Origin of the sequence: Candidatus Viridilinea mediisalina (assembly GCF_002532535.1) — a bacterium.
Lineage (GTDB): Bacteria > Chloroflexota > Chloroflexia > Chloroflexales > Chloroflexaceae > Viridilinea > Viridilinea mediisalina.
The window spans coordinates 1-11,808 of the sequence record NZ_NQWI01000141.1 but is presented as its reverse complement, the minus strand read 5'-3'; the positions used below and the strand labels follow the sequence as shown (position 1 = coordinate 11,808).

12 protein-coding genes and 1 rRNA gene are annotated in these 11,808 nt (G+C 57.6%); 9 read left to right on the top strand and 4 right to left on the bottom strand.

Annotation, left to right across the window (positions count from 1 at the left end; translation table 11 throughout):
• Window positions 1–693, bottom strand: a 693-nt coding sequence (locus CJ255_RS19215) for a tetratricopeptide repeat protein (RefSeq protein ID WP_165774810.1), incomplete at its 3' end; no start/stop codon positions are given.
• A gap of 123 nt (window positions 694–816) precedes the next feature.
• Here CJ255_RS19215 and nrdR point away from each other — a divergent pair.
• The 7 genes from nrdR (at window position 817) to CJ255_RS19180 (ending at window position 6,614) form a co-directional block, all read left to right on the top strand.
• Window positions 817–1,272 carry a transcriptional regulator NrdR gene (gene nrdR / locus CJ255_RS19210; protein WP_097645707.1) on the top strand — a complete coding sequence of 152 codons (456 nt, stop codon included), beginning with the start codon at window positions 817–819 and terminating at the stop codon, window positions 1,270–1,272.
• A 57-nt stretch (window positions 1,273–1,329) separates the two neighbouring features.
• A complete protein-coding gene (locus CJ255_RS19205) occupies window positions 1,330–2,301 on the top strand; it encodes a restriction endonuclease (protein WP_165774809.1) in 972 nt (323 codons plus the stop codon).
• The gene (gene fabG / locus CJ255_RS19200; protein ID WP_097645706.1) at window positions 2,301–3,053 is read left to right on the top strand and encodes a 3-oxoacyl-[acyl-carrier-protein] reductase; all 753 of its coding nucleotides are present in this window, start codon (window positions 2,301–2,303) and stop codon (window positions 3,051–3,053) included. Before CJ255_RS19205 ends, fabG begins: the two co-directional genes overlap by 1 nt.
• A 27-nt stretch (window positions 3,054–3,080) precedes the next feature.
• A complete protein-coding gene (gene accC / locus CJ255_RS19195; protein WP_097645705.1) occupies window positions 3,081–4,460 on the top strand; it encodes an acetyl-CoA carboxylase biotin carboxylase subunit in 1,380 nt (459 codons plus the stop codon).
• Between the two features lie 123 nt (window positions 4,461–4,583).
• Window positions 4,584–5,045, top strand: a complete 462-nt coding sequence (nusB, locus tag CJ255_RS19190) for a transcription antitermination factor NusB (RefSeq protein ID WP_217352493.1) — start codon at window positions 4,584–4,586, stop codon at window positions 5,043–5,045.
• A gap of 16 nt (window positions 5,046–5,061) precedes the next feature.
• On the top strand, window positions 5,062–5,313 hold the full coding sequence (gene acpP / locus CJ255_RS19185) for an acyl carrier protein (RefSeq protein WP_097645703.1): 252 nt from the start codon (window positions 5,062–5,064) through the stop codon (window positions 5,311–5,313).
• A 353-nt stretch (window positions 5,314–5,666) separates the two neighbouring features.
• On the top strand, window positions 5,667–6,614 hold the full coding sequence (locus CJ255_RS19180; protein WP_097645702.1) for a methylenetetrahydrofolate reductase: 948 nt from the start codon (window positions 5,667–5,669) through the stop codon (window positions 6,612–6,614).
• Window positions 6,615–6,854: 240 nt separating this feature from the next.
• On the opposite strand, the gene CJ255_RS19175 is transcribed toward CJ255_RS19180, so the two are convergent.
• The 3 genes from CJ255_RS19175 to CJ255_RS19165 form a co-directional block, all read right to left on the bottom strand.
• A complete protein-coding gene (locus CJ255_RS19175; RefSeq protein ID WP_097645701.1) occupies window positions 6,855–7,472 on the bottom strand; it encodes a hypothetical protein in 618 nt (205 codons plus the stop codon).
• Between the two features lie 15 nt (window positions 7,473–7,487).
• A complete protein-coding gene (locus CJ255_RS19170; protein WP_097645700.1) occupies window positions 7,488–9,734 on the bottom strand; it encodes a stage II sporulation protein M in 2,247 nt (748 codons plus the stop codon).
• Window positions 9,735–9,857: 123 nt separating this feature from the next.
• Window positions 9,858–10,610 carry an SURF1 family protein gene (locus CJ255_RS19165; RefSeq protein ID WP_097645699.1) on the bottom strand — a complete coding sequence of 251 codons (753 nt, stop codon included), beginning with the start codon at window positions 10,608–10,610 and terminating at the stop codon, window positions 9,858–9,860.
• 76 nt (window positions 10,611–10,686) lie between these two features.
• Here CJ255_RS19165 and CJ255_RS19160 point away from each other — a divergent pair, with 76 nt between their 5' ends.
• Window positions 10,687–11,424, top strand: coding sequence for an NUDIX hydrolase (locus CJ255_RS19160; RefSeq protein ID WP_097645698.1), 738 nt, complete (start codon window positions 10,687–10,689; stop codon window positions 11,422–11,424).
• A 310-nt stretch (window positions 11,425–11,734) separates the two neighbouring features.
• Window positions 11,735–11,808 (top strand): 16S ribosomal RNA (locus CJ255_RS19155); the annotation flags it as partial.

The window sequence follows — 11,808 nt, the reverse complement described above, 5'->3', positions numbered from 1 at the left end:
CAACTGAGCGAGATCGAGCAACTCATCGTAGAGTGCCAGCGCCTCAGTAGCCCGACCGGCAGCAACATGCAGCGCAATCGCCTTCTCAAAGGCTCCTGCCCGTTCGCCGGGCAGGATGGAACTGCGGGCCGCGTGCAGAAAGCTGGCAATCGCCGCATCCTGCTGGCCCAAAGCCTGCTCTTGGGCCGCCTGACGCAAGGCCGCATAGGGTTCAATGCTCGTACCCAAGGCTCGATAGGAAGCAAAGAGCTCAATCGCCGCCGCGTGGGTGCCAGCCGTCTCGTGGGCTCGGCCCAGCCAGAAGAGGGTTGGCGCACGCAAGGGATCGTCGGGGGGCGCTTGGGCCAAGAACCAACTGAACAACTCCGCCGCAGAGGTCCAACGCCCACGCGACGCATAGTGGGTCGCCAAATAGTACCGCGCCGTAAGCGCCTCCTGCGTCTCTGGATAGAGCCGCAGCAACTCACTCAAGCTCAGCGCAGCCGCATCATCATCACCCTGCGCCAATGCCCGCAGCGCCTGATCGAGCAACGGGCCCGCCGAAGGCGCAGGCGTGGGCGGCAGCGTTGGTTCTAGCAAAATCTGGTGCGGCGGCGTTGCGGTCGCCAGCGGATCAGCGTGATCCGTCAGATCACACGCGCCCAATGCCCCCAAGAGCAGGATAGACAATAGGATGTAACGCAGAAATTTCATGCCAGCATCGTACCATACGTCCTCGCCTCCTCGCCCCCCCCATCCCATATGCCGCGCCTGTGCTATAATGCCAAGCGCATGGTGCAACATTGCCCTGCACTCGACGCGACGGTGGGAAGGCTTATGCGTTGCCCTCTCTGTATGCACCCTGACACTGAGGTTCTGGACTCGCGCAAGTTGGGCGATGGTGAAATTGTGCGCCGTCGTCGCAAGTGTCGTGCTTGTACACGACGTTTTACGACCTACGAGCGGGTCGAGACGGTCAGTATGACGGTGGTCAAGAAGGATGGCGAACGTGAGCCGTATGACCGTGAGAAGTTGATGCGGGGCGTGCGTACCGCCTGTTACCGACGGCCAGTTGCAGTGGCACAGCTTGAACGCTTGGTCAATGATGTGGAGTCGGCCATGATGACGACCGACGACCAAGAAGTGTACAGTACGGTGATTGGCGATGAGGTGATGCGGCGTCTGCGTGAATTAGATGAAGTGGCCTACATTCGCTTTGCCTCGGTCTACCGCGCCTTTACCGATCTGGGGAAGTTGCGCGAAGCAGTAGACGAGTTGCTGGAGCAGGCGTAGGCAGTTGAGGGGCGTGGTCGGGTTTGCTTCTGTACTGCGCCGTTGGAGCCGGTTTGCATGAGTGTTGATACGACGTCCGAGCAGCAGGAACAGGGTAACAACGCTACGACGCAGCACAAAGAGCGTTGGGATACGGAGGAACCGCATACCACTGAGGAGACGCCGAAGCCTGCGAAAGCGCCGTTGGGCCAACGTATGCAGGCTTCTTTGAGCCGTGTCGAGTGGCGCACGACCCTTTCGATTGCCGCGCTGATGGCGGTGACTTGGTCAATGCTCTTTTTGGGTAGCCCGATTCTGCAGATTCTGGCCGGGATTGTGCCGGTACTCGCTGGCTTGATGCTCGGCAAGCGCGTTCAGGGCGATTGGTTGGCCCACGGGTTGGTGCTTGGCTTCAGTGGCTATTTCTTTGGCTTCTTGGCTGTGCTAGGCTATGGATTGCTGACTGAGGTTGGAGCTTTTCCGCCCCTGATTTTGCAACTTGGGCCTGATACAGCCCCCACCGAGGCTACGGTGGGCGATCTGCTCTTCTTCTATGCGACCTTCTCGGCCTTTGCGCTGATCCCCTTCCCCGCTTTTGGGACGGTCATGGCCGGGCGTGCCGAGCAGCGTAATCGTGAATTGCAACGCGAGATCACGGAACGCGGTGGTCGCCTTGAACGGCCTGGGGTGGTGCGTACTGTTGAGGATCTGCAGGGGCTCTCGTTGCCTCAGTTTGGTTCGTTTGTGCTCAATCTCTACCGTAAGAAGGGCTTTGAGTTCAATGACTACCGCTTTATTGATAAAGATAAACATCTTGATCTTGAGATGAGCTATGAGGGTGAAGCCTACCTGTTGCGCCTCTCGGTGGCCGATAAGGTGCGTCCTGGTACCATCGAGAGCTTGGTGCAAGAGTTGCGGCGACGCTCGCTGCCCAAGGGTGTTGTGCTCACCTCCACCGAGTTTACGCCCGATGCCGCCAAAGCAGGTAAGGATCGGCGCAATCTGGTGCTGATTGATGGTCAGACTCTGTTTGAGATTGCTGAGGTGTGATGAAGCTTGATCTGAGTGGGCGCGTGGCTCTCGTGACCGGGGCCGGGCGTGGGATTGGGCGGGCAGTTGCGCTGGCCTTGGCTGAGGCTGGGGCCGCTGTGACCGTCAATTACCACAGTAGTGCCACCGCTGCTGAAGCGACTGTCACCGCGATCCGCGCTGCTGGCGGTACGGCGCGCTTGGCCCAAGCCGATGTGGCCAATCCCCAGATGGTAGACGTGATGGTGCGTGAATTGCTGCATGCCCATGGGCGGCTCGATATTCTGGTCAATAATGCTGGCATTACCCGCGATACGCTGCTGTTGCGTATGAAGGACGAGGATTTTGACCAAGTGATTGCCACGAATCTGCGTGGCGTCTTTGTCGCTACCCGTGCCGTGTTGCGCCAGATGAGTAAACAGCGGGCTGGGCGGATTATCAATATCGCCTCGGTGATTGGCCAAATTGGCAATGTCGGTCAGGCCAACTATGCCGCTGCCAAAGCGGGGATGTTGGGCTTTACCAAAGCAACTGCCCGCGAAATGGCAGGCCGTAACGTCACGGTCAATGCCGTTGCGCCCGGCTTCATTGAGACCGAGATGACCGCGAATCTGGGTGATGAGACGCGCCAAGCGATTCTAGCTCGCATTCCCTTGGGACGCTTTGCCCAACCGCAAGAGGTAGCCGCCATGGTCTGCTTCTTGGCCTCCGATGGGGCTGCCTATCTGACTGGGCAGACTATCAATGTTGATGGTGGCATGGTGATGGAGTAGTACTATTACGGGAGCAAGGGCACGACTATGCTCAACAAAGTGCTGGTTGCTAATCGGGGTGAGATCGCGGTGCGGATCGTGCGCGCCTGCCAGGAGTTGGGAATAAAGAGCGTGGTTGCCTTTAGTGAGGCCGACCGCGACTCGTTGGCGGTGCGTCTGGCCGATGAGTCGGTCTGTATTGGCCCGGCTCAACCGGCCCATTCCTACCTGAAGCCGCCCGCGCTGATTAGTGCCGCGATGATTACCGGCTGCGACTCGGTGCATCCGGGCTATGGCTTTCTCTCTGAGAATCCCTACTTCGCTGAGATGTGCGAGGATTGTAACCTCAAATTCATTGGGCCAAGCGCTGAAACGATGCGCATGATGGGCGATAAGTCGCTGGGACGCCAGACGATGCGCGCCGCAGGGGTGCCGACCGTTCCCGGTTCGGAAGGTGAACTGCGTGGCGTGGAGGAGGCGGTTGAGATTGCACGGCAGATTGGCTACCCGGTGCTACTCAAGCCCTCCGCAGGCGGCGGTGGGCGCGGTATGCGCGTGGCCAACGATGAGAGCGACTTGGTGCGCGCCTATCCCACCGCACGGGCCGAGGCCGAAGCCGCCTTTGGACGCGGCGATCTGCTGCTCGAAAAGTACCTCGTCAAGGTGCGCCACGTCGAAATTCAGGTGCTGGCCGATAGCTATGGTCACGCCATCCACCTGGGCGAACGTGACTGCTCGGCCCAGCGCCGCCACCAGAAGATTCTGGAGGAGGCCCCCTCGCCGATTATTAGCCCCGAAGTACGCGCAAAGATGGGGGCCGATGCGCTCAAGGGGGTTACCAATATTGGCTATGTGAATGCCGGTACCCTCGAGTTCCTCGTAGACCAAGAGGGCAACTACTACTTCATTGAGATGAATACGCGCATCCAGGTGGAACATCCAGTGACCGAACAGGTGACCGGGGTCGATCTGGTGCGCTGGCAACTGCGCATCGCCGCCGGTGAACCCTTGACGCTCCAACAGAATGATATTAGAATAGCCAAGCACGCGATTGAGTGCCGGATTAACGCTGAAGATCCCGAGCGGGATTTCCTGCCCGCTGGGGGCGAGATTGAGTTCTATTTGCCCCCCGGTGGCCCTGGCGTACGGGTTGACTCGCACCTCTATGCGGGCTATACCCCCCCCGGAAGCTACGATTCGCTCCTAGCCAAGATTATCACCTTTGGTGAAAATCGCGATGATGCCCTGAACCGCATGCGCCGGGCACTCCATGAGTGTGTGATCACTGGGATCAAGACCAATATCCCCTTCCATTTGATCCTTGTGGATGACCCTGATTTCCGGGCTGCACGCCACCATACTGGCTATGTGGCCGAGTTGTTGCGCCGCTGGAAGGAGGAACGCGCTGCGGCAGAAGCCGTAGGGTGAGCCACTAGACTGCTGCTATGCTATTTAACAATCAGCACCAGTATGCACGGGCGCGAACCTGCGCCATCAGCGTCAGAGGCACCGCCTTGGCTTGGCTGTGTCCGCAGGCCAAGGAGGTTCACTGTGGTTAGCCTGCGTCACCAGGTGCGTATGACCGCCCTTCAGATTCTGTTTGAGGTTGATGCAACTGATCATGCCCTCGATCTCGTCTATCAACGACGTCAGTTTGATGAGCCCTTGACCCCTGATGGCGAACGGACACTCCCTCTCGTGACCGAAGGGGAACAGTTTTTGCAACGCTTGGTCTTTGGCGTCTGGGAGCATCGCCCCTACCTCGATCGTATTATTGAAGAGGCCGCACCCAATTGGCCCATTACCCAAATGCCTGGGGTGGATAAGGCCATCCTGCGCATCGCCCTCTTCGAGTTGCTCATCGATCAGCTTGAACAAACCCCCGTGAAGGCGGTGATCAATGAGGCTGTAGAGTTGGCAAAACAGTTCGGGAGTGATAACTCCAGCCGCTTTGTGAATGGAGTGCTTGGTACGGTGGTGTCGCGCTACCGCCTGGGTAGTGCTGATCTGTAGAAAGGGTTAGGTATCCATGGTTTCGCCCGATATTGAAGAGCGTCTGAAGAAGCTGGTGGCTGAACAACTGGGTGTTGATGAGAGCCAAATTGTGCCTAGTGCGAATTTTACTAAGGATCTTAATGCTGATTCACTCGATTTGGTAGAGTTGATCATGTCAATTGAAGAGGAATTTGGCATCGAGATTAGCGATAAGGAAGCGGAAGCGATTTTGACCGTTGAGGATGCGCTGAAGTACCTTGAGACCCATCCTGCGACGAAGGAGTAGGCGCACGGGCTAAAAAGCTGTCTGAGAAAAGGCTCTGAACTGGCGTTGGAGTGCCGGCGTCAGCCGGCACCGAACACGGTACTGCATATGATCATCGGTGTGCCGTTGGAGTGCCGGCTTCAGCCGGCACCGGACACGGTACTGCATATGATCATCGGTGTGCCGTTGGAGTGCCGGCACCGGACACGGTACTGCATATGATCATCGGTGTGCCGTTGGAGTGCCGGCTTCAGCCGGCTAAAGCCGGCACTCCAACGGCATGCCCACTAACTTTATTGCATTCCCTCTGTGCCCTCGGTGCCTCTGTGGTGCAATCCTCTGTACCTCTTCAAACTCGCTACCTGAACACCCCTATGACACTGCATGAGACCATGACCAACCCACGGCGCTTTGCGCTGCTCTACGGCACAACCCCGCCCCGTGCCGATGCGCCCGCCGATCGCGTGTTGGGCGCTGCGGCTCGTTTGGCTCAACGGGTGGCCGGGTTACCCCTCGATGGGCTGGTGGTCTATGATGTGCAGGACGAGACCTCTCGTACTGCCGAGCCGCGCCCCTTTCCCTTTTTGCCGACGTTGGAAGCACCCAACTATGGAAAACTGCTGCACCAACTGGTTGGCAAGCCGATCATTACCTATAAGTGTATTGCGGCTGAAACTGAAGCCACTTGGCCAGGCTGGCTCGATCATGCGAGTCGCCAGCATGGCGTGCGCTACCTCTCGCTCGTCGGTTTGGCAAGTTCGCGGGATACCCGTAGTAGCCTGGCGCTCTCGCGCGCAACGCTGCTTGCCGCCGCCCATCCTGCCGGTTTTGTCCTAGGCGGTGTGGCCATTGCTGAGCGCCATAGCGCTACCCGCAGCGAGAGCCAACGTCTGATTGCCAAGGCCCGCCACGGCTGTAGTTACTTCATCTCCCAGGCGGTCTATGATGCGGCCCCTACGATCCAGTTGCTCAGCGATTATGTGCGTGATTGCGCTGAACAAGGGGTAACGCCGCGCCGCATTGTGCTCGACTTTGTGCCGGTTGGTCGCCCGCAGACAATGAGTTTTATGCGTTGGCTGGGCATTGCCATTCCTGATGCTACCGCGAGGGCCATCTTGGATGATGCCGCACCACTGAGTCGCTCGCTGGCTATTTGCCGCGAATTGCTCCAGCGTATCCTCGATCAGCCCTACGCCGATCAGTTGCCCCTTGGCGTTGCGGTCGAGAGCGTCTCGATCAATCGCGCTGAGATTGGCGCAACGATTGAATTGCTGCATATACTGCGCGAAGTTGCCCAAGAACGGGGCTTGTTGCTGCCCTAGAAGGATGCGTGAGGAGGAGGATGCGTGAGGCGAAGCGGCGAAGCATCGGCGAAGCATCGGCGCACCCTCGCGTCTTCGCGCCCTCGCGTCTTCGCGCCCTCGCGTCTTCGCGTCTTCGCGTCTTCGCGTCTTCGCGTCTTCGCGTCTTCGCGCCCTCGCGTCTTCGCGCCCTCGCGTCTTCGCGTCTTCGCGTCTTCGCGCCCTCGCGCCCTCGCGTCTTCGCGCCCTCGCGTCTTCGCCTCACCCATCCTCAGTTAAAATCCCCAACAGAATAGCCAATAGCTCCTGTAGATCTGCGGGCACACGATAGAGATTAAGGTCTTGCGTAATCTGGCGTGGCTCGCGTGCGAGCAGACCAAATTGCCAGACATTGCCAATCGAGACCGCCCCATAGAGCGTTGGGTAGGGGTCGCGGTTCCATTGATCGAGAGCGATGAGTTCGGCAGCGAGCTGTGTAAAACCACGCTGTAGGTCGGCATGCTTGGCCTCAATGATGAGCAGTGTGTGGGTCGCTTGTAAGTAGTAGTCAAGCGAGCCACGGAGTTGTCGGCTTACCTCTAGGGGGAATTCGACTTTGATTTTAATCTGGTGGTAACGGGCAAGATCAAGCAGAATAGGTGCAATAAGAAATTCGCGGCGTGCCGCCTCGCTGGTGAGGCTGATGTATGGCATGCTGCTTTGGATGCGTTGGTGCAGATCCGCATACCAAGGAATGGCTTGGGTCGTTTGTGGTAGGCTGATCTGGGCCATAGCAAGGCTGTAGCCAAAGTGCGCCACTACCGCTTCGAGGTCAAGCTTGAGCTTGAAGTAGTCGGTAAAGGTTAGTTCTTCATGATTGGCAAGGGGAAAATTGGGCATAGGAATACTCGCTCACTAAGCATAAAGCCACAGAATAATCTGCGGTGTCACCAAGCCTTCGACCAGAGCTGCGAGGGCGATTAGCGGCAAGAGTACGAAGGTCCAGACCTTGACGTAGGTTGCGAGTGCCCAGAGCAGATTGTAGCCTGCGCTCGTGCCTGGAGGCGGTGCCAGCAGCGCTGCGCCGATACGCAGCCCCAGGGCGGTACTCAAGATGAATGTGGGCAGTTCGATCAGACCGTGGGGCAGCACATAGGCGACAAGGAATTGCAGTGGGCTGCTTGGGTCTAGGCTGAACCAACTGCCCCCTGCGTAGAAGAGGCGCGTTGAGGCGAGACTGACTTGGCCAAAGGCGATGAAGGGCACCAAGAAGGCGAAGATGCCAAAACTGATTGCCGAGAAGATATTGGAGAGAATCGAAACCCGGATGTTATTGGCGAAGATCGCGGCGGCAAGGCCGGGCGAGGGGTTAGGAACGTTACCCAAGTTTTCGAGCAATTCATCAAAGAGGCTGGCAAAGCCCGGGAGGCGTGCCCCTAGCCCGATATTGACGCCAAGCATAAGGCCCGCTGCGGCTGCAATGAGCGCACAGAGTAGTGGTAGGCGTAATTCCCGGAGAATCGCCGGAAACTCGTGGCGGTAGAAGTGGCCGAGGGCGAAGGCGCTCCCACTGTAGGCACTGAGTGGCGTGCCCGCTGGGTGCTGTTCGCGCACCAGCAAACTGAAGGTGTTGAGGATGCGCCGCATGCTCAGTTCTTCATATTCGCGTGAAAGGATCTCCTCACGGTTAAAGCTGATCAGCCCGCTGCGGATGAGGGCAATGGCGGCGACGAGAAAGACTCCCAGAAAATACCAGAGCAGTTCGTAGCGTTGAGCAATAAAAATGAGCGCTTGCAACTGGAGAGCGACAGCACTGGGAATCAAGACTACTGAGGCCATGAGGGTCGCGGCACGCACGCTGCTGGCGTGGCTCGATAGAATTACCGCACCAGCAACCAGCAGCATGTTGATGGCGATGATCATGAGTGTGAGCAATGGCAGCAGCATGGGAATCTGGCCGCCAACATAGAGGATGGGATAGAAACCCCGAATCAGGGCGAGGAAGAAGAACATGGCGGCAAGGCTGCCCAGCAGCGGAACGATCAGCGCCGCAATCAGCTTGCCAACATAGAGTTGTCGGTCGCTGATGGGCATTGCCAAGAGCGATTCGAGGGTGTTGCGCTCGCGTTCACCAACGAACGACTCGATGGCCGTGATCAGCGCAAAACTCGAAGGCACAAAGCCTACCAGCAGCGCAGCAAAGGGAATGAGCCGCGCCAGCAGGCCGGGGTCTTCGAGAAAGGCGATGGCAATGTCGGTACCAGCAACAAGCGCGGCAGGCAGCCCAAAGGTGAGTACGAAGAAGGGCAAAAGCACCCGCCAATCACTGAGAACTTCGATCAACTCGCGGCGGGTGATGATCAGCACCGGATGGCGTAGTTGTGGCCATGTAATCGGGCGTGAGCGGCGTTGGGGCGAGCGGATTTGACCCTGCGTATGTTCGCGTGCCAGCAACTCTTCGCGGTTGAAAGTACGCATACCGACCCGAATGAGGAAGATGGTGCAGACACCCAGTGCTGCCGCAACAAGCCATAGCTCCGTCCAGAGGTCATTGATGATCAAAATAGCAGCCAACTGCATCACCGCTGCCATTGGGACAAGGATGAAGCTTGACATAAGATTGGCGGCACGAATCGAGGTGATGTGGGCCGAGATCACCACTGCACCCGTGACCATCACAAAGGCCATGGCAATAACGAGCAGCAGTAGTAGGCTGAAGCGGGAAATATTGATGACTTCAAAGTAGAGTTCGGGCATAAAGCCGAGCAGCAGCCCCACAAAGATGAGCATTGCAATCAGGCTGGCCAGCAGTGGCGTAAAGAGCGACGAGATCAGTTTGCCCAAGTAGATCTCGGTATCTGCGAGCGGCATGGCGAGCAACGATTCGAGCGTGTTGCGTTCACGTTCGCCTACAAAAGATTCGAGCGCGGTAATGAGCGCGAAACTGGAGGGAATGAAGCCCACCAAGAGGATCGTGAAGGAGATCAGGCGCACTGCCAAGCCCTCGGTGGCGATAAAATCAACAGTGCGTCCGGCGGCGAAGGCGAGAAGTTGCGGGAGCAACAAGGTAAGCAGCAACATTGGTGCGATCACGCGCCAATCGCTGAGCGTTTCGCGTACTTCGCGGCGACTGATCGTCATGATATGAGCGATGTTTGGCATAGGTGGAGGATACTAATACTATTTACGATTGTAGATTGCAGATTGCAGATTGCCGAACATGGCATCCCAATGGGCTTTCGCATGCTTGATGATGCGGCATGTTCAAGGGTCATTGGTATACCTTCACGTACGTGTCAACTCTTGGCGCATGAGGGCCGCATAGACAAGCACAAGCATGGTAGCAAAACTAAACCACTGGAGTGCATACCCCAGATGGGGGCCATCACCAAGGCTGTGGGGGTCGGAAGGACGGGGCAAGGTGGCCCCATCAGGATGCGGCAGCGCCTCAATGTACAGGGGCAAGAGGGGGGCACTCGTTTGCGCCTGGATTCCGGCCACATCCACCCGCACCCAGGCAGGAATACGACTCTCGCCGGGCAACGGCAGATCACGCGGGGCCAAGGGCGAATTGGGGCGTACCTCCGGGGGCCATGCAATGCCCTCAATGGTGACTTCACGTTCCACCGCATAGGCGGCCAGCATCGCGGGCTGCTGCTGATGGCTTGGGAGCCAGCCACGATCCACCAATACTGCCGCCTCAGTGCCTCTCAGTCGCAATGGCGTCAGCAGATGCACACCGTCAACCCCACTATCTGAACGCCGCGCCCGCAGCACAACGCTCTCAGCATTGATAAAGGTGCCCTGCACGCGCACCTTGCGCCCGGCTAGGGCATGGCCGTCAGCATTCGCCGTGGTGAGGGTCAATGCTGGCAACTCCAAAGCGGCCAAACGGGCCAGATTGGCGGCACGGCGCTCTTCAAGCCGCCCCAGTTGCCAAAAACCAAGGGTGATGAGCATCATAAAGATGATCAGAGCAAAGCTGTGTTTGAGCAACCAACGTGGGCTGAGGAGCCGATGAGTCATTCGTGTCATCATACCATACACCTTGACAGCCACATCCCTAGCGGCTACAATAGTGTTATAAATACACTAAATCAAAGGAACCACTGCAATGCCCAAGCACGCCACCGATTACGATGCCACCCGCTACGAGCGACCATCAGTCACGGTTGATGTGGTCATCTTCACGTTGATCAACCAAGAGTTGCATGTCCTATTGGTGCAGCGGCGGCATTGGCCTTTTGAGGGGTGTTGGGCCATTCCGGGCGGGTTTATCAATATGGATGAGTCGTTGGAGGATGCGGCGCGCCGCGAGTTGGCCGAAGAGACGGGCGTGCGTGATGTCTACCTCGAGCAGCTCTATACCTTTGGGGCCGTCGCACGTGATCCACGCACACGGGTAATTAGTGTCGCCTATATTGCGTTGGTACGTGCTGATCTGCAACAGATCCGCGCCAGCGCTGAGAGTACCGCAGTACGCTGGTTTCCGGTGCGTACCTTGCCAGAACCATTGGCCTTTGACCATGATCAGGTCTTGGCCTATGCCATCGGACGGCTACGCTCCAAGTTGGAGTATACCACGTTGGCATTTCAACTCTTGCCCGAAGTCTTTTCGATTCTTGAGTTAAAACATATTTATGAGCAAATTTTGGATGAAAAGCTAGACAAGGGCAATTTCTACCGCAAGATCAAAGAGGCCGATCTGCTCGAAGAGACGCCATTGCTCCGTGAAGGCCGTGGCCGCCCAACGCGCCTCTGGCGCTTCCGACGCGACCGGGCAGCCGATAAGCAGTTTGTCTTTCGTTGGCGCGAGGATCGCTCAGTGGGTGAGGGGCGTGACGAGAAATAGGGCAAAGCATGCCGCACTTTACATCACTGAGGCATGAAACCTCTTGACAAGCCCCGCGAAATGCGCTATAATCAGCAGCGTTGGAGGTAAACGCTCTTGAAAGTCTCACTCACCAGAGAGGTAGACTGAAACATGTGAAACAAGCCGGGTGTGGACAGCCAAGCTTCCCTCTCGTACCTGAGGTCACCGCACTGGTGGCGTCGGTTTTTTGTTTCATAGGAGCGTGCCTTCACTGCACCTTGACAAATGAATGTGGTTTGATGTTGTGTCAGCTTACTATCAATACCTGCGGGTAGCGATAGTCTATTATTCAACGCAGAGTTTGATCCTGGCTCAGGACGAACGCTGGCGGCGTGCCTAATGCATGCAAGTCGAACGCAGCAA